General features: G+C 43.6%; 18 protein-coding genes and 1 other annotated feature (1 of these 19 only partly in view). Of the genes, 2 read left to right on the top strand and 16 right to left on the bottom strand.

From position 1 onward, the window contains the following. Positions 1-81 (bottom strand) — a binding site (T-box leader); it reaches 141 nt to the left of the window's first position. A 49-nt stretch (positions 82-130) separates the two neighbouring features. From ABDZ72_RS10005 to ABDZ72_RS09970, 8 genes are all read right to left on the bottom strand, one after another. Then, complete coding sequence (locus ABDZ72_RS10005) at positions 131-304, bottom strand: hypothetical protein (RefSeq protein ID WP_343752678.1); 174 nt, start codon at positions 302-304, stop codon at positions 131-133. A gap of 102 nt (positions 305-406) precedes the next feature. Further along, positions 407-853 carry a D-aminoacyl-tRNA deacylase gene (gene dtd / locus ABDZ72_RS10000; RefSeq protein WP_343752677.1) on the bottom strand — a complete coding sequence of 149 codons (447 nt, stop codon included), beginning with the start codon at positions 851-853 and terminating at the stop codon, positions 407-409. A 26-nt stretch (positions 854-879) separates the two neighbouring features. Further along, positions 880-3,081: a RelA/SpoT family protein gene (locus ABDZ72_RS09995; protein ID WP_343752676.1), complete on the bottom strand. Its 2,202-nt coding sequence runs from the start codon at positions 3,079-3,081 to the stop codon at positions 880-882. A 226-nt stretch (positions 3,082-3,307) separates the two neighbouring features. Continuing rightward, positions 3,308-3,823, bottom strand: coding sequence for an adenine phosphoribosyltransferase (locus tag ABDZ72_RS09990; protein ID WP_343752675.1), 516 nt, complete (start codon positions 3,821-3,823; stop codon positions 3,308-3,310). Beyond that, positions 3,813-6,140: a single-stranded-DNA-specific exonuclease RecJ gene (gene recJ, locus ABDZ72_RS09985; RefSeq protein ID WP_343752674.1), complete on the bottom strand. Its 2,328-nt coding sequence runs from the start codon at positions 6,138-6,140 to the stop codon at positions 3,813-3,815. Before recJ ends, ABDZ72_RS09990 begins: the two co-directional genes overlap by 11 nt. Before the next feature lie 67 nt (positions 6,141-6,207). Next, positions 6,208-6,528 carry a LapA family protein gene (locus ABDZ72_RS09980; protein ID WP_343752673.1) on the bottom strand — a complete coding sequence of 107 codons (321 nt, stop codon included), beginning with the start codon at positions 6,526-6,528 and terminating at the stop codon, positions 6,208-6,210. 118 nt (positions 6,529-6,646) lie between these two features. Beyond that, positions 6,647-8,923 carry a protein translocase subunit SecDF gene (gene secDF, locus ABDZ72_RS09975; protein WP_343752672.1) on the bottom strand — a complete coding sequence of 759 codons (2,277 nt, stop codon included), beginning with the start codon at positions 8,921-8,923 and terminating at the stop codon, positions 6,647-6,649. Between the two features lie 44 nt (positions 8,924-8,967). Beyond that, on the bottom strand, positions 8,968-9,270 hold the full coding sequence (locus ABDZ72_RS09970; protein ID WP_343752671.1) for a post-transcriptional regulator: 303 nt from the start codon (positions 9,268-9,270) through the stop codon (positions 8,968-8,970). A gap of 123 nt (positions 9,271-9,393) precedes the next feature. Here ABDZ72_RS09970 and spoVB point away from each other — a divergent pair, with 123 nt between their 5' ends. Further along, the gene (gene spoVB, locus ABDZ72_RS09965; RefSeq protein ID WP_343752670.1) at positions 9,394-10,947 is read left to right on the top strand and encodes a stage V sporulation protein B; all 1,554 of its coding nucleotides are present in this window, start codon (positions 9,394-9,396) and stop codon (positions 10,945-10,947) included. A 50-nt stretch (positions 10,948-10,997) separates the two neighbouring features. Here the strand turns inward: spoVB and ABDZ72_RS09960 are convergent, their stop codons facing one another. Beyond that, positions 10,998-12,290, bottom strand: coding sequence for an ArsB/NhaD family transporter (locus tag ABDZ72_RS09960; protein ID WP_343752669.1), 1,293 nt, complete (start codon positions 12,288-12,290; stop codon positions 10,998-11,000). A gap of 142 nt (positions 12,291-12,432) precedes the next feature. Between ABDZ72_RS09960 and ABDZ72_RS09955 the strand changes: the two genes are divergently transcribed. Further along, on the top strand, positions 12,433-12,813 hold the full coding sequence (locus ABDZ72_RS09955) for a TIGR04086 family membrane protein (RefSeq protein WP_343752668.1): 381 nt from the start codon (positions 12,433-12,435) through the stop codon (positions 12,811-12,813). Positions 12,814-12,882: 69 nt separating this feature from the next. Here ABDZ72_RS09955 and yajC read toward each other — a convergent pair whose 3' ends face one another. The 7 genes from yajC to ABDZ72_RS09920 form a co-directional block, all read right to left on the bottom strand. After that, a complete protein-coding gene (yajC, locus tag ABDZ72_RS09950; protein ID WP_343752667.1) occupies positions 12,883-13,152 on the bottom strand; it encodes a preprotein translocase subunit YajC in 270 nt (89 codons plus the stop codon). An 18-nt stretch (positions 13,153-13,170) separates the two neighbouring features. Next, positions 13,171-14,310: a tRNA guanosine(34) transglycosylase Tgt gene (tgt, locus tag ABDZ72_RS09945; protein WP_343752666.1), complete on the bottom strand. Its 1,140-nt coding sequence runs from the start codon at positions 14,308-14,310 to the stop codon at positions 13,171-13,173. A 107-nt stretch (positions 14,311-14,417) separates the two neighbouring features. Further along, a complete protein-coding gene (queA, locus tag ABDZ72_RS09940; RefSeq protein WP_343752665.1) occupies positions 14,418-15,446 on the bottom strand; it encodes a tRNA preQ1(34) S-adenosylmethionine ribosyltransferase-isomerase QueA in 1,029 nt (342 codons plus the stop codon). Between the two features lie 18 nt (positions 15,447-15,464). After that, positions 15,465-15,656, bottom strand: a complete 192-nt coding sequence (locus ABDZ72_RS09935) for a DUF2905 domain-containing protein (protein ID WP_343752664.1) — start codon at positions 15,654-15,656, stop codon at positions 15,465-15,467. 1 nt (position 15,657) lies between these two features. Further along, positions 15,658-16,659, bottom strand: coding sequence for a Holliday junction branch migration DNA helicase RuvB (ruvB, locus tag ABDZ72_RS09930; RefSeq protein WP_343752663.1), 1,002 nt, complete (start codon positions 16,657-16,659; stop codon positions 15,658-15,660). 18 nt (positions 16,660-16,677) lie between these two features. Next, positions 16,678-17,280, bottom strand: a complete 603-nt coding sequence (gene ruvA / locus ABDZ72_RS09925) for a Holliday junction branch migration protein RuvA (protein ID WP_343752662.1) — start codon at positions 17,278-17,280, stop codon at positions 16,678-16,680. A 118-nt stretch (positions 17,281-17,398) separates the two neighbouring features. Further along, positions 17,399-18,130 carry a YebC/PmpR family DNA-binding transcriptional regulator gene (locus tag ABDZ72_RS09920; RefSeq protein WP_343752661.1) on the bottom strand — a complete coding sequence of 244 codons (732 nt, stop codon included), beginning with the start codon at positions 18,128-18,130 and terminating at the stop codon, positions 17,399-17,401. Between the last annotated feature and the right edge of the window lie 103 nt (positions 18,131-18,233).

The following is an 18,233-nucleotide window of genomic DNA, read 5'->3' as shown; positions in this document are numbered from 1 at the left end:
CAACATGCCAAATGTTTTCAGCCGTTGACATTTTTCTCTGTGCATGTGCGATCTGACTACTGTTTCCCTCATTGGTGATGAACGTCGTCGCTTGGAATAATTCTTATCTTAATGTTTCCTACGTCTGTTGTCAAGAGCGGGTGATTTTTTTCTTCAGTCGTTTCACCTCACCAAGGTTAATGCCAAGTTCTTCGGCGATGTCCATATGATGAGATTGGTCTTCCATCTCCATGAAACGATGAAAGTCAGCACCATATATACTCTTAGAAACAACAGCGTTCCATTGTTTTTCGTTCACACGCATCCCTATCCCTCCTTCACTCCTTTTCAGTTTTTCCGTGAAGGAGAAATTTTATAAAAAGGGGGGTAAGATGAAAGCAACATCTTTTCAAGCCAATGCGTATGTTTATCGATCCTTGCTGTCAATTATAATGGTAACAGGCCCTGAATTGACAAGCTGAACGTTCATCATTTCACCGAACTGACCCGTTTCCACTTTGATATTTTGCTGTTCGAGACGATGGTTAAAATAACGGTATAGGCTTTTAGCCTGTTCGGGGCTGGCCGCTTGCATATAGCTGGGTCTCCTCCCCTTTCGTGTATCAGCGTAAAGGGTGAATTGGGAAATAGACAAAACGTGACCATCAATATCCTTTAAAGAATCATTCATTTTTCCATTTTCATCGTCAAATATACGCAAATGAACCAATTTATTAGCCAAATAGTCCGCATCCTCTTCTGTGTCCTCATGGGTTACCCCGACCAGAACCATCATACCTTGTTCGATGGCGCCGAACTCTGTGGCGTTGATGGTTACATTGGCATTCTCCACTCGTTGGGTGACTGCTTTCATGGTCTCATGGCTCCTTCAACTATACATTATTGAATCGTCCGTTGAACGGAATAGACATCTTTTATCTGTTTAATACGTCCGACCACCTTCTTTAAATGACCTGTATTATGAATCAGAATGGTAATATTAATAACAGCCATTTTATTTCGGTCAGATCGGCCATTGACATGCGTAATATTTGTTTTCGTTTCATTGACCGCCTGCAAAATTTCATTCAGGAAGCCGCGCCGGTCATATCCGGTTATTTCGAGATCTACATGGAATTGCTTTTTTTCCGTTTGATTCTCTTCCCACTCCACATGCAGGAACCGATTCTCAGCTCCATCTGACTGAACATTGGGACAATCCTTCCTATGTACGGATACACCCCGGCCTTTTGTTATATAACCAGTAATGGGATCACCCGGAACAGGATTACAGCATTTGGACAGACGAACCAGTAAATTGTCAACGCCTTCCACTTTGACACCGGAATCACGCTTTTGAACTTTTTTCGGTGCTGTCTCGCTTTTTACTGTTTCCAGTGTGTCTTCAAGATTCTGTTCTTTTTCCTTTGTTTGACGAATTTTTTCCGTCAGACGAGTCGCAATCAAGGCGGCGGTTATTCCTTGATACCCAACAGCGGCATACATATCATCTTCATTGGCAAAATTAAATTTCTCAAAAACACGTTTCATATTTGTTTGTGTCAGTGCGTCTTTCGGTTCAATACCCATTGTCCGAATTTCTTTTTCAACGGCTTCTTTCCCTTTGCTGATGTTCTCTTCGCGACGCTGTCTTTTGAAAAATTGCTTGATCTTGCTTTTCGCCTGAGATGTCTGACTGATGGACAGCCAATCCTGAGACGGACCGTATGAATGTTGGGACGTCATGACTTCTACAATATCACCATTTTTAAGTTTATAATCAAGTGGTTCCATCTTTCCATTCACTTTGGAACCGATCGTCTTATTCCCGACTTCCGTATGAATCCGGTAAGCAAAATCGATGGGCACCGATCCGGAAGGCAATTCAATAACATCGCCTTTAGGCGTGAAAACATATACCATATCCGAAAACAGATCCACTTTCAGCGTTTCCATGAATTCTTCCGCGTCATGCGTCTCACTTTGCCAATCGAGTATTTCCCGGAACCATGTCAATTTTTCTTCAAATGATTGATTATCTTTCGACGTGCGCTTTCCTTCCTTATAAGCCCAGTGTGCTGCAATGCCGTATTCTGCGATGTCATGCATATCTTTGGTCCGGATTTGCACTTCAAGCGGATCCCCTTTTGGACCGATAACCGTTGTATGCAAGGATTGGTACAGATTTGGTTTTGGCATGGCAATATAATCTTTAAATCGGCCGGGCATCGGCTTCCAACATGTATGAATAATCCCAAGAACAGCGTAACAATCTTTAATACTGTTGACGATAATACGGACGGCCAGCAAATCGTAAATTTCATTAAATTGTTTGTTCTGTTTAACCATTTTTCGATATATGCTATATAAGTGCTTTGGTCGTCCTGAAATATCCGCTTCAATATTTACATCGTCCAGTTGTTTTTCCACTCCCTGGATAACTTCATCAATATAGGATTCCCGCTGATTCCGCTTTTGTCTCATTAATTGGACAATTCGGTAGTATTGTTGCGGATTTAAATAACGCAGGGCTGTATCCTCCAGCTCCCATTTTATTGTGGAAATCCCCAAACGATGGGCAAGCGGTGCAAATATTTCCAAGGTTTCATTCGATATACGACGTTGTTTATCCGGCGGCAAATGTTTTAACGTTCGCATGTTGTGTAATCGATCAGCAAGTTTAATCAGGATAACCCGGATATCCCTGGCCATTGCAACAAACATTTTCCGATGGTTTTCAGCCTGAATAGCTTCTTTTGATTTATATTTAATTTTTCCGAGCTTGGTGACGCCATCGACAAGCATCGCCACGTCCCGGTCAAAATACGCTTCCAGATCTTCCAGTGTCACATCGGTATCTTCCACAACATCGTGCAGAAAGCCGCCCGCGATAGTCACCGGATCCATTCCGAGTTCAACAAGTATTCCAGCAACCTGGACGGGATGTACAATATAAGGCTCGCCGGATTTCCGATACTGTTCATCGTGTGCGTCCCTGGCGAATGCATATACCTGCCGAAGGAAATCAGCATCTTCTTCTGTCAAATACTGACGAGCCCGATCAATTACTTCTTCACTTGTCAGTATTTCTTCTTTTGCCATAAACAATCACCTGAATTCAGTTGGAAAAGATGGTTTCCCGGGATACTAAGCTGTCTATTCTTATACTGCATAGCCGTGGTTCGTTCGGAAAATCGTCATCAATCTTTTCCCTATCGTATTAAAAAACATTTGAAAAAGATAAACTCAAACATTAAGCTGTTGTGTTCGCCGGATTCCTTTAATAACAACAAGACTGATCTACCAATCGATCAGACCCTTTGAATCATTATTCAAAACTTGTGAGCGTTAAAATGTCATAACCTTTCAGTTTATCCGCTCCGTTCAGATAAGACAGTTCAACCAAAAATGCACAACCGGCCACAATGCCACCCAATCCTTCTACTAATTGAATCGTTGCTTCAATCGTACCACCGGTGGCCAGTAAGTCATCGGTGATCAGTATGCGTTGTCCAGGTTTGATAGCATCTTTATGGATAGTTAGAACATTTTCGCTATATTCCGATCCGTAATCAACCTTCACCACATCGCGCGGAAGTTTACCTTCCTTCCGCACAGGTGCAAAGCCAACTGATAATGCATAGGAAACCGGACAACCAATAATAAAGCCTCGTGCTTCCGGTCCAACAACAAGATCAATGTTCTTCTTATGTGCATAGGTTACGATGTCATCAACAGCTGATTTAAAAACGTTCCCATCATCCATTAATGGGGTAATATCTTTAAACTGAATACCTTCTTGCGGCCAGTCCTCAACGATTTTTATATATTGTTTATAATCCATCAATCATTTCCTCCTCGGGCTCCATCCTTTGTTCCAGACAGCGGGAAAACCATGCTTTTAATTCGTGATAGGGCGAATAGTAAAGCGTTTTTTCGATGTCTGTTCTGTTCAGACGTTCCTGATACAGAGATGATTCATGTAAATCCTTTTGTGATGGATTGCTGTTCAATTGCATGATGTTATCTTCTATTTTAACAAAATTCAGTTCAAAAAACACGTTAACCATAAACATCACCATATCATTTGTCCAACCCTTAGCATCCACAATCAACGGCAAGTCATCTTGCAAGTCAATTGTTTGCCGTTTGCTCAACAAGGCATACAACCATTTAAAATCTTCCCTTGCCGGAAAAACCTTCAAAAACGCGCTATCCCTTAGATAAAAGCACGCATGAATCGTATCAGGATGGAGTTCTTTCACCAAGGCTTCCAGTCGTTGCAAGCTGGAAGGCATATCGTACAAGTACAACGTATGAACCCCTTCCAAACTGCTGACGTCGGTGTCGTAGGTCAAACATACAACATGATCGGGAATTTGTTCTTCATCGGGAAGCTGTTGAAAAACAGCTGCTTTTCCTATCGTATTATGTGTCGAACACAACATATCCAATCTGTTTGCTCCTCGATGATCAAACAACTGCCATTCATCGATTTGCATATCGCGAATGATCATTTGAACTTTTCGGAAACCATTCCATTCGTTGATACCAAGCTCACCAGCGACTGAAACGGGGGTTTGCGGTGACAACTGATGATAGAGGTAACCCAGTCCAAATCCGATTCCATCCAGTTCTCGATCGTTTTTCTGAAATTGCATCTTTAAATGATTCTTTCCATTGCCAATCTGACGTTTGGCAGATGGCATATCTTTAACATGGAATATCGGCTTTGGATTAGCGATGCCAAATGGCGCCAATTGATTAATTTCCGCCACCAGTTCGTCATCTATCTCAGGGACAGTGATGGTTTTCGATACTTCCAATTCCTGTATAAAGTCTTCGTCTGAAAGCTGCTGAAAGATCATAGAGTCCAGTTCCTGTTTCAAACGCTCGATGTTTTCATAAGCCAGTGTCATGCCGGCTGCCTGAGCATGTCCACCAAAATGCGTGAAAACATCTCTTATTTTCATACAGTTTGCAAACAAATCAAAAGCGGGGATACTTCTGGCTGATCCTTTTACTTCCCCTTTTTCCGGAAAAAGGGATAAGACGATGGCCGGGCGATCGTATTTCCGGACCAGGTTGGACGCTACAATGCCGAGCACACCTTCATTCCAGCCTTCTTTAGCAACTACAATGACACCTTGACGGTCAACCGGATGTGCCATCTCCTCGGCTTCTTTCACTATGTCATTGACGATTTTTTTGCGTTGTTGGTTAATGGTTTCCATATATTGGGCTTTTTCAGCTGCTTCATCCGACAGCTTACAGAGCAACAATTGAACAGCCAGCGTAGCATCCTGCAGTCTGCCTACTGCGTTAAGTCTGGGACCTATCGAGAAACCGACATCTTCTTCATTAATACGGGCGTCCAAGCCACACACGTACTTAAGAGCTTCCAAACCGGGTCTGGATGTGTTGGATAGCTGCTCTAATCCATCATGAGCAATGATTCGGTTTTCGTCGATTAATGGAACCATGTCAGCAATTGTTCCAATAGCTGCTAAATCAAGCAGATGCTCGGGAAAACGGCCCAGAAGACCTTCCGACAGTTTAAGCGCTACGCCGACCCCTGCCAGTTCTTTGAATGGATAATCCGGTGATCGTTTGGGATGAATGATGGCAAACGCATCCGGCACATCTGTCTGCACTTCATGGTGATCGGTAACAATCAAGTCCATATTGAGTTGCTTGGCAATCATTGCTTCATGAACAGAAGCAATGCCTGTATCCACCGTTAAAATCACCCGAACATCGTTGTCATAAGCGGTACGGAAAGCTGCTTCATTTGGGCCATATCCTTCAGTAAAACGGTTGGGGATATAATAGTCACAATCAGCCTCAAGTTCCTGAAGAGTTTCCATCAGAACAGCTGTTGAGCAGACGCCATCTGCATCATAATCCCCGTATACAAGAATTTTTTCACCGTCTGCAATGGCTTTATGTACACGATCAACGGCTTTGTTCATATCAGATAACCGTTCAGCACGATACAAACCCGCCCGATCAGGCGATAAAAATTTATCAGCTTCTTCGGTTGATGTGATGCCCCGTTGTATTAATAATTCCCTGGTAAGGGGTGAGAATTTATCGGCATCCAAATGTGCCGTCTTTGTTTTTGAATCCGGAAACATCCATTTCATTTTGCTTTGTAACATGTCGTCACTCCTGACCAATACAGTATACAAGAGATAATGACCGGGATCAATGACGTTTCCTGGTACATTATTCTTCCGTCGAACGATGATCATCTGTCCCGGCTGCCGCAATATCTTCGAGGCCATGTTCTGACAACGTCGTCTCCATTTGATCCCGTTCCGCCTGCAATGATTTCAATTTTCGTTGCAGCTGAAATAGCTTCACAGCACCTGCTGAGACGGTAATTAATCCTCCCATTAATACTGAAAACAAAATAACGAAAATCAGTGGTACTTCTCCAGTTCCAAACAGATAATTGATTTCCACTAAATCGACGTTGGCCACTGAAAATGCTGAAACGATAATGACAAATAAAATGGAAAGAATGATATAGCTTTGTCCCTTCATCGATTTTCCTCCTGATCATAAGGTTGTTATTTTCAGAATTTTTCCATCTTGGTTATCGTACAACCTTGAAGAAACCCCCAAAACAATTGTTTCAGGGGTTGTGTCCATCCTCGTTCCATTATACTTGGGGACCTTCCGTACGTTTCTTTTCACTGAAGTCAACCGGTTTGTCTTTAATGTTTCTGCCCCGCCAGACGAGCCACAGTTGGGATGCCAAAAACAGAGAGGAATACGTACCTGCCAGCATCCCGACGAACAATGCAATAGCAAAACCGGTAATGGACTGTGCACCAAGGAACAGAAAAGCCAAAACGGCAATCATGGTTGTAATGGTTGTATTGATACTCCTGGTCATCGTCTGCACCAGACTTTTGTTGACAACACCGGCAAGTTCTTTAAACGATCTGACCCGCTGTTTTAATCGCAAATTCTCCCGTATTCGATCAAACGTAACAATCGTATCGTTAATCGAGTACCCGATGATGGTGAGTATGGCCGCAACAATCGTTACATCAAACTCAATCTGAGTCAAACTGAAAATAGCCAGTATGAAAAAGGCATCGTGGACCAGTGCGATAATGGCTGTCATTGCAAAAAACAGCTCAAATCGCAGTGTGACGTATAGAACAATACCAATCGATGCAATGGCCACAGCATAAAGCGCATTTTTAACCAATTCTTCTGCAACGATTGGAGAGACAACACTGACACTGGTGTCTGCATCAAAATTTTTCTTGAAATACGCTTGTACATCAGCGATTCTGTCCTCATCAATCACTCGGTCGTAGCGGAGGACAGCACCTTCTTGATTATTGCCGGTCAGGACAACGGAATTGGCCTGCAGCTCAAGTTCTTCGAGTCCATTTTTTATTTCCTCTGTACTGAGACTGTCCTCTGCTGCCAGCTGGATGCGTGATCCGTGAGTGAAATCGATACCCGGATTCAGCTGAAAGATACCGAGTGAAACACCGCCAAGAACAACCATAATTGCTGAAGCTATGAAAAATTTCTTTCGGTGCGGAACAACATCCGGCTTTCTATTAAATATTTTCGGTTCGTATTCGGCAGTGTCGGATATATCCTTTATATCCCTCTGTTTTACAGCAAACCAGCCCGGACGATTCCGCAAAAACTTGCTCCTGACCCACAGACCCATCAGTAAACGAGTACCATATACTGCGGTCACGAAACTGATAACAATACTTAGAATAAGCATTGTTGCAAATCCTTTAACAGAGCTGGTACCAAAGGTAAACAATACCACAGCAGCCAACAACGTCGTAATGTTGGCATCAACAATGGCTCTTAAGGAGTTTTTCGAACCAGCCTTAAACGATGCAAAAATGGATTTGCCTTCCCGAAGCTCCTCTTTGATCCGCTCAAAGGTGATAACGTTGGCGTCAACAGCCATACCAACACCAAGAATCAGTGCGGCTATCCCCTGGAGTGTCAGCACACCATTCATCAGATTAAAGACCAGTAAAATCAAGTAGATGTATACACTTAAGTTGATGGCAGCAATAACACCTGGAAAACGATACACCGCCATAATGAATAAAAAGATGAGGCTGATACCAATGATTCCTGCAAACACTGTTTTATCGAGTGCTTGTTCGCCGAACTGTGCTCCTACGGTATTGGAATATAACTCTTCCATATTAACCGGCAGTGAACCGGCATTTATGATGTCAGCCAACCGCTGTGCCGATTCAACGGTGAAATCGCCTGTAATCATGACATCCGTTGTATTCAACGGTTCATCAACACCGGCTGCGGAAACATATTTTGGATCTTCTTTCTTCACTTCTTCCTGGAAGGAATCGCCTTTTTGATAATCCATCCAAATGACGAGGAGATCCTTGCGCTGCGGGAATGGGATACCAGGTTTATATTTCTTCGCCAGCTTACTGGTAATATCCCGGAACTTCGAAGCGTCTTTCAACGTTAATGTAACAATCGGCTGATTCGTTTTAGAATTGAAGTCCTGCTGCGCTCCATTCTTAACCAAATTGCTTCCATCCATCAGTTTTTTATCGTTGACATTTCGGAACGAGACTCGTGCCGACGTCGATAAAATTTCCCGCGCTTCTTCCGGGTTATCGATACCGGCAAGCTGAACGCGAATCCGGTCGTCCCCTTCTATGTTAATATTCGATTCACTGATTCCCAGACGGTTCACGCGTTCGTTCAGTATCCGGACCGTTGATTCAAGTGATTCTCTGTCAATTTCCCCACTATTTTCCACAGGTTCCACTTTATATAAAATCTCAAAGCCGCCCTGCAAACTAAGCCCTAAGTTAACATTCTTTGTAATTCCTGTCACCGTTGTTCCGATCGTGCCTGCAAGCAGTAATACAATCAGAAAAAAGGCAACAATTCTGCCTCTGTTTTTCATCCAATGGTAGCCTCCCTTAATTGCGTCAATTCAATTATGTATAATCATTCTGTTTCATGTGCATTGCTTTCGGTCAGTGCAGCAATGGAAGCCATTAAATTATCATCCTGATGGGCATTTATTGTCAAGTAACTCATATACGTATTGGATGACAACTGAAAAATATCCTGTACAATTTCATACAGTCGTTTAGTTGGATTATTTTTCCAAACCTTTTCGTTTAAACATTCCCACACATCGCCCGACGTTACGTGATGATACCCCAAAAGCCGCAGTTCATTTGCTTTGCTTTCCAGTGCGGGCATTACGTCCGTTTTCCATTCGTGAACCGTTTTAATTGTTCCCACAAAAATTCTCTCCCTTTTTATGACCTTATCCGCTTTTGGAATGCTTGTCATGCTTGGCCCACTCAAATGCATATACATTATTGTATCTGAAATTTTATTTTTTGAGAAGGTAGGTCGACCACATTGACCAAACAAACATTTCTGCAGGGAACATTAATCCTGATTATCGCAGGTATGATAACCAGATTACTTGGCTTTATTAATCGACTTGTTGTGGCCAGGGTTATGGGAGAAGAAGGCGTTGGCCTTTATATGATGGCACTGCCAACATTATTCCTTGTCATTACCTTGACACAGCTGGGACTCCCTGTCGCCATATCCAAACGGGTGGCCGAGGCGGAAGCTAGATACAATCATGCCAAAGTGAAGCAGATACTAGTCATATCCCTTGTTTTGACTAGTATAGCGAGTGTTATTTTTACGGCAGGTATGATCCTCGCTGCACCATTGATTGCGACAACCCTTCTCACCGATGAACGAACAGTCTATCCGTTAATTGCCATTAGTCCCATTGTTCCTATTATTGCCCTATCATCGATTCTGAAGGGGTATTTTCAGGGTCGGCGAAACATGACACCACAGAGTTATTCACTCGTTATTGAACAAGCTGTTCGAATTACGTTTGTGGCGTTTTTTATTCATTTACTTCTTCCTTATGGGGTGGAATTTGCGGCGGCAGGAGCTATGTTTAGTGTAATCCTCGGTGAGTTTGCGTCACTGATGTTTCTGATCTGGTTGTTTAAACGAAAAAAAATCGTACGAATCAGACATCGTTTTTTCCAATATATCACGTCTAGCAAACAAACGATAAAGGAGCTTTTTTCGATTGCCCTGCCAAGTACGGGAAGCCGATTAATTGGAAACATATCGCATTTTCTCGAACCCATTCTTGTAGCACAAAGTCTGGCACTTGCAGGCATTTCCAGTTCGATGGCAACAAAACAATACGGGGAATTGACCGGATATGTTTTGCCATTGCTGTTTTTGCCTACGTTTATTACCAATTCATTATCAATTGCTCTTGTTCCAACCATTTCCGAAGCAGATGCCCATAAACATACACACACTATCCATTATCGTATTCGCCAGGCCATTCGTATTTCCTTTGCCTCCGGTGGATTAGCAACGGTTGTTCTTACATTGTTTGCTAGCCCTATCTTGACATTCATGTATGGAACCGCTGATGCAAGCCATTTTTTAGTGTTAATGGCGCCGTTTTTTCTTCTTTTATACATCCAGTCTCCGCTGCAGGCGGCCCTGCAAGCAATGGACTTAGCCCGGCCTGCCATGTGGAACAGCCTGATTGGGGCAGCTATGAAACTATCAGTGCTTTTCCTGCTTGCATCCAATCCGGCGTTCGGAATCAATGGGGTTGCCATCGCTATGTCCGCCGGAGTCATTCTCGTCACCTTACTTCACTTGGCAAGCCTTTACAAGGAAATTAAGTTCTTTATACCATGGAATGATCTCTTAAAAATGATGGTACTAGTGATCGCAACATGGTTATGTGGTCACTATTTAAAAAATATCTTTACAGGTTTTGAATCAAATTTGTTTGCTCTCATTCTTATCATCTTTTTTCTATCCTGCATCTATGTTGTATTGTTGCTGGCATTACGGTTCATAACCAAAGAAGAATTAAGACAAATACCGTTTTTACAAAAATGGATACATTAAAAAACATAACGCCATGATTCGGCGTTATGTTTTTTATTGAAAACTTATCTCTATCCCATATATGGAATTAAATAACGGACATACAAATAAAGGGTAGCGACACCAAGAGACAGCAAAACAAAGGGAACACCGTAGAGCATGAATCGCAGAAACGATAGTTTTTCACCATTTCCTTCTGCTAAACCGGCAACGACGACATTGGCTGAAGCACCGATTAAGGTTGCATTTCCTCCCAAACAAGCACCAAGTGCCAGTGCCCACCATATCGGATCGAGATAGACCATCCCATAGCTTTCAAATTCTTCAATAATGGGGATCATTGCCGCAACAAACGGAATGTTGTCCACAATACCGGAAAACAATCCGGACATCCATAAAATGAGAATGGCTGTACCGACGTAATCCCCGTCCGTCCATCGTACGATTCCTCTGGCCAGCTCATCAATAATGCCTGCTTCCTGCAAACCGCCAACCAATGCGAACAAGCCGACAAAGAAAAACAGGGTCACCCATTCCACACGCGAAAAGACTTGTTCCGTCGGTATTTCTTTTTCGGTCAGTAATAGCAAAAGAATAGCTCCACAGAGTGCCACAACCGTCAAATCAATGTGAAGAAATGCATGAAGGACAAAACCTGTCAATGTCATCAAAAGGACGGTAATGGACTGGTACAGCATCGGACTATGAACGAGATAGAGTGATGCATCCATCTCCATCAGTTGCTTCTTATTTGCTTCCTTCGTCTGCAATTTTTTTCGAAACATCGGCACGAGCATAAGGATCATAATCATAAACATAATGACCGCAACGGGAGCCAAATGAATAACAAATGATAAAAATGTAAAATGCTCTACAGCTTGTCCGATCATAATATTGGGCGGGTCTCCGATAAGAGTAGCAGTACCGCCAATATTGGAACTGAAAATGACAGCCAGCAAATACGGGAATACAGGAAGTTGGAGTTGCTTGGTAATTTTCAGCACAATCGGTACCAGTATAAGAACCGTTGTGACATTATCCAGTAATGCCGATCCCAGCGCAGTCAACCCACACACACCTGCCATTAACGGAATGGGGGACCCTCCGACCTGCTGGGCTAAGCGAACCGCAATAAATGAAAATAAGCCCGTCCTCTCTGTAATGGAAATAAGTACCATCATTGAAAATAATAATGCGATGGTGTTCCAGTCAATATATTGAAAAAACACGTCATTCACATCATACACACCCGTCAATAGCAGAAGCATTCCACCAGCAAGGGCGACAATGGCACGGTTTATTTTTTCCATCATAATAAACAGATAACTGACAACGAAAATGACTGCTGCCAACAAGACATCCATACGTCATCCTCTTCCTTTGTTAAAAATCGTCCTTGTAACACTATATGATGCAAAAACAATAATTATTTTCCGTCTATTTCAGAGGTTGTCTGAATAGGATGGTAGTACTACAAATGATCAGGAAGAAGGGGGAACGGATGGCATGCATAAACAATCATTCACCGCGTTGCTGTACGGGTGGATTGCAGTCCTAGGATTAATGTTCGTAACGAGCATCGTTATTGCTTTGCTTTTTCAGTTGACAGCCATGGATCAAAATGTGCTGTCGTGGGTGACACTCACCGCCGGATTGATTATTTTATTTATTGGAGGAATAACAGCAGGTGTCAAAGGAAAAGAAAAAGGCTGGGCGATTGGTGCCGCAACGGGCCTTGGATTTACATTGTTCATATTTCTAATCCAATTTCTTGGCTATCAGCAGACGTTTTCCACTGCACAGTCGATCAACCATGCCGGATTTATCCTGGCTGCTCTTGTTGGAGGCGTTATCGGTGTCAATATGGTCAAAGGCGAACAATCCTAATACCAAATAAAAAAGCCGATCCAGATGGGACGGCTTTTTTATTGGCTTTATGTACACATGCATAAAGTATTATTGATCACTGTTTTTAACTTCACGAATGGCAGAACGGTCAAATGTCAGCTTCGGACCATTTTCTTCCTGCAACACAACCGTATTTTCATCAAGCGCATGAATCGATCCATGCAACCCGCCAATAGTTACCACTTTATCTCCTTTTTGTAAATCCGCCTGCATCTGTTTGACCTGCTTTTGCCGTTTTTGCTGCGGACGAATGAGCAGGAAATAAAAGATCACAAATATCAAAATGAGCGGCAAGAACGTTAATAATGACGACTCCATTTTCCATTCCCTCCTTTATTAGAAATTCTTTGCATCCTTTTCATGAAAACCGTATTGTTCAAAGAATGCTTCCTTAAAATCTTCAAGTCGATCCCCGCTTATCGCAGTTCGCACTTGTTTCATTAATTCTAACAGAAAATAAAGATTATGGTAAGTAGTAAGTCTAAATCCGAATGTTTCATTGCATTTGACTAAATGGCGAATGTAAGCTCTTGAATAATTCCGGCATACATAACAATCACAATGGTCATCCAGCGGACCAAAATCACGGGCGTACTTAGCATTGCGGACAACCAGTCTGCCGAAGGATGTCATGCAGGTACCGTTGCGGGCAATCCGCGTCGGCAGCACACAGTCAAACATATCTATGCCGCGTATAGCTCCGTCAATTAAAGAATCCGGCGACCCGACTCCCATTAAATAGCGCGGTTTATGGAAGGGCATTAGCGGTGTTGTAAATTCTAGCATCCGGTTCATGACATTTTTCGGTTCCCCAACGGATAAACCGCCAATGGCATAACCCGGAAAATCAAGGGAAACCAAGTCCCGGGCGCTCTGTTTTCTTAAGTCTTCATGCTCACCACCTTGGATGATGCCAAACAGTCCTTGGTCATCCGGATGTTTATGCGCTTGTAAACAACGTTCCGCCCATCGTGATGTCCGTTCCACAGAAGCCTTCATATACGCATGCGAAGCTGGGTATGGTGGACATTCATCAAATGCCATCATGACGTCGGATCCAAGCGCATTTTGAATAGTCATGGCTTTTTCCGGTGACAAGAACAGTTTCTCTCCGTTCAGATGATTGCGGAAATGAACACCTTCCTCTTTGATATCACGCCGATCACTCAGGCTGAAAACCTGGAATCCGCCTGAATCCGTCAATATGGCACTATCCCAGTTCATAAACCGGTGCAGACCACCGGCTTCCCGGATGATATCTTCACCCGGTCGAAGCCATAAATGGTAGGTGTTGGATAGGATAATACCTGCGTTCATCTCGTCTAACTCTTCCGGACTCATTGTTTTAACAGTGGCCAATGTCCCAACAGGCATAAATGCCGGTGTGTCAAACGAACCATGCGGGGTATGAACCCGTCCCAGTCTGGCTCCTGTCTGGTTGCATGTTTTTATATGTTCGTACGTAATAGCTGTCATAGTCACCCGATCCTTCACTATCTATTAAGACACCCACCAAACCCATTTGCTGACGATGTCTTTAAATCTTGCTGGCTGTCCCATATTCGGTGACCGCTCGTCATATCTTACAGAAGCAGCATGGCATCTCCAAAGCTAAAAAACCGGTAACGTTTGTCAACTGCTTCCCGATAGGCGCTTAAAATCCGCTCTCTTCCCGCAAACGCACTCACCATCATAATAAGCGTCGATTTAGGCAAATGAAAATTAGTGATCAATCCATCAATGGCACGAAACTGATATGGCGGATAAATGAATATATCTGTCCAGCCACTGGACTCTTTGAACTCGCCATCATTATCCCGGACAATTGTTTCCAGTGTTCTGGTTGACGTTGTCCCAACGGCAATAATCCGACCATTGGCTGCTCTTGTATTGGATAGGATCGCTGCTGTTTCCCTCGACATGTGATAAAATTCAGCGTGCATGGTATGATCATCAACGGACTCCACACTCACCGGTCTGAACGTACCAAGACCAACATGGAGAGTAATGAATGCAATGGTGACGCCCTTTGCCCGGATCTCATCAAGCAGCCCAGTGGTAAAATGCAATCCAGCGGTCGGTGCTGCCGCCGACCCTTCTTCTTTGGCATACACCGTCTGATAACGTTCTCTTTCTGATAATTGCTCTTTTATATACGGAGGAAGCGGCATTTCACCAAGCTCATCCAATATTTCATAAAGTATCCCCTCATACTCTAACTGCATCACACGGCCGCCATGGTCCTTCATGCCTGTGCACCTGGCACGGAGTTGTCCATCGCCGAACGATAAAACAGTCCCGATTTTTATTTTTTTCGCCGGTTTAACCAACACTTCCCATTGATCCGCTTCCTGCTGGTGAAGCAGAAGCATTTCCACGTTCGCACCGGTATCATCCTTTATGCCTAAAAGTCTGGCAGGAAGCACACGGGTGTCATTTAAAACAAGACAGTCGCCCTTTTGCAAATAGTCTGTGATAGCAGTAAATGGTTTATGCTCCAGTTCGTTTTTATTTCGATCAAGCACGAGCAGACGGGAAGCATCCCGGTTTTTCAGCGGTGTTTGGGCAATCAGTTCTTCTGGCAAATCAAAATCGAAGTCTTCTGTGTTCATGATGTTCTCCTAACTATTTTAACGAAATTTCCCCACAATATAAAAGATAAGGGACAAAATAATGCTGACAACAATCGATGTCATGATAGGAAAATGAAAGGAGACATTTTCTTTTTTTATAACAATATCTCCCGGAAGCTTCCCGACGAGGGACCAAATCAAGCCAATGGCGATGAAAATAACGCCAATAACGATAAACATTTTTCCCATTTCAGCCGTCATCCTTTTTTAACCCAAGATGCTGGTACGCTTTCGATGTTGCCAGTCGTCCTCTGGGTGTGCGCTGAATAAAGCCAATCTGCAGCAAATAGGGTTCGTAAACGTCCTCGATTGTCTGTGACTCTTCCCCGATGGTTGCAGCAATCGTATCCAACCCAACCGGGCCTCCTTGAAAACCATCAATGATGCCTGTTAACAGCATGTGATCGATATGATCCAAACCTTGCTCATCAACCTGGAGCATTCCCAGTGCATGCGTTGTCGTCGACAGGCTGACTTGATGCTCACCTTTTACTTGGGAAATATCGCGAACCCGTTTCAGAAGCCTGTTGGCAATACGGGGGGTCCCACGTGAGCGCCGAGCGATTTCAGCGGAGGCGTCATTCGTAATGGCTGTTTCAAAAATAGCAGCAGTGCGTCCCACAATTTCACACAAAGCATCCGGATCATAGAAGTCCAAGCGGCTCATAACCCCAAAACGATCTCTTAGCGGCGCTGATAGCAAACCGGCTCTTGTTGTTGCTCCAACAAGCGTGAACGGCGGCAGATCAATCCGGACGGAACGTGCACTCGGACCGGTTCCAATGACTATATCCAAAAAGAAATCCTCCATGGCCGGATACAAAATTTCTTCAACAGACCTCGGTAGCCGATGAATTTCATCAATAAAAAGAACATCACCAGGTTCCAATGAGGACAAAATCGCAGCCAGATCACCGGAGCGTTCAATGGCCGGACCTGACGTCGAACGGAACTGTACACCCATTTCATTGGCAATGATCGATGCCAAGGTGGTCTTTCCCAGTCCCGGAGGTCCGTATAAGAGCACATGGTCCAGCGCCTCTTCTCGCATTCTGGCCGCTTGAATGAAGATGCTCAGATTTTCTTTCACCTTTTGTTGACCAATATACTGGCTCAAATTGGCGGGACGGAGACTCCGTTCATCCGAGTCTTCGTCATGCTGCAGCTCCCCTGTCACCATCCGTTCTTCCATCATTATCCCACCTTATCACTATTCCATTAGTAATGCCAATGCTTTGCGCACCAGTTCATCCGTATTGGTGATGTTTTCTTCACGCAACCTAGGCGCAACCGCTCTGATCTCCCTGTCCGTATAACCAAGCGATTGCAGGACTTCTTCCGTTTCCTGAAGTGTCTCCGGCGCAGCATGTTCATCTTCCGCTGCCTTCGAATGATTGTCGGCACTCGCTGTAATGACAGGCATTTTCCCTTTCAAGTCAAGGATGATTTGCCTGGCTGATTTTTTGCCAACACCGGGCAAGCGTACCAAAAAAGAGTCATCTTCCCGCTCAATGGCATTCACAAGTCCACCGGCATCTGTGCTTCCAAGGATGGCCAATGCCCCCTTTGGACCAATACCCGAGACGGTTATCAGCTTTGTGAATAACTGTTTTTCTTCATTGTTTTGAAAACCATAGAGAATTTGTGTATCTTCGCGAACATAATGATATGTACTGATCGTTACCGGCTGGTTAATGTGAGCCTGAAAAGCGAATGGATTCGTGCAGACAATTTCGTAACCTATCCCTTGAACATCCACAATCACCGTTTCCGTTTGAACGCTGATAAGCATCCCATGAATATACGCTATCATTCGACCTTCCCCTTTTACCTATTTTAACACAATTGCCGTTCGACGAAAGAAAGAAACTTCCATTTCCTGTTTCAGCCGGAAATAGAAGTTTCACATGCTTTAACCGTTGTATATAGCGTCACTCTGTCGTTGCCATGTTATGATGGATATCCTGTGTATCTTCGTTGTCCTCAAGCATATCAATCAGATGAATCATTTTTTCCATATCTTCTTCATTAGGATTTGCGTATGTTTGCGGAAACATGGTCACTTCAGCCTCAGCAAGCTCATATTGATGCTCCCGCAAATAATCGCGCACATCTTGAAAATCTTCAGGAGCTGTATAAATTTCATAAGCCTCTTCCACCAGAGCGATATCTTCTGCGCCTGCTTCAATGGCTTCAAGCGTCATCTCTTCCTCATTAATTGTGCCATTCGTATCTTCAACAACGATGTAGCCCTTCCGATCAAACATAAATGACACACTGCCATTTTCCCCAAGGTTGCCGCCATTTTTCTTGAAAGCATGCCGGATTTCCCCCGCAGTGCGATTTTTACTGTCGGTCAACACATGGACGATAATGGCAACACCGCCGGGGCCGTATCCTTCATAGGTAATTTCCTCATAATGAACACCGTCCAAGCCACCGGTTGCTTTCTTAATGGCACGATCAATATTGTCATTCGGCATATTATCTGCACGAGCTTTATCGACAGCAAGTCTCAGTGATGCATTGGTATCAGGATTCCCATCGCCTTCTTTGGCTGCCGTATAGATTTCTTTGGCATGACGCATAAAAATTTTCCCTTTTTTTGCATCCTGTGCATTTTTGCGCTTTTTTATATTGTTCCATTTGGAATGACCAGCCATTGGACAATCTCCTCTCTCCGGAATTTCCTTTTTCACTATATCAAATATAGCCTTGTGGATAAAGAAATTCCTGCAAAGGACAGTACAAAAAAAGTGCCATACG

Origin of the sequence: Lentibacillus halophilus (genome assembly GCF_039522485.1) — a bacterium.
Classification (GTDB): domain Bacteria; phylum Bacillota; class Bacilli; order Bacillales; family Amphibacillaceae; genus Lentibacillus; species Lentibacillus halophilus.
The sequence above is the reverse complement of the archived record's forward strand: the minus strand, read 5'-3'. Positions and strand labels throughout refer to the sequence as shown.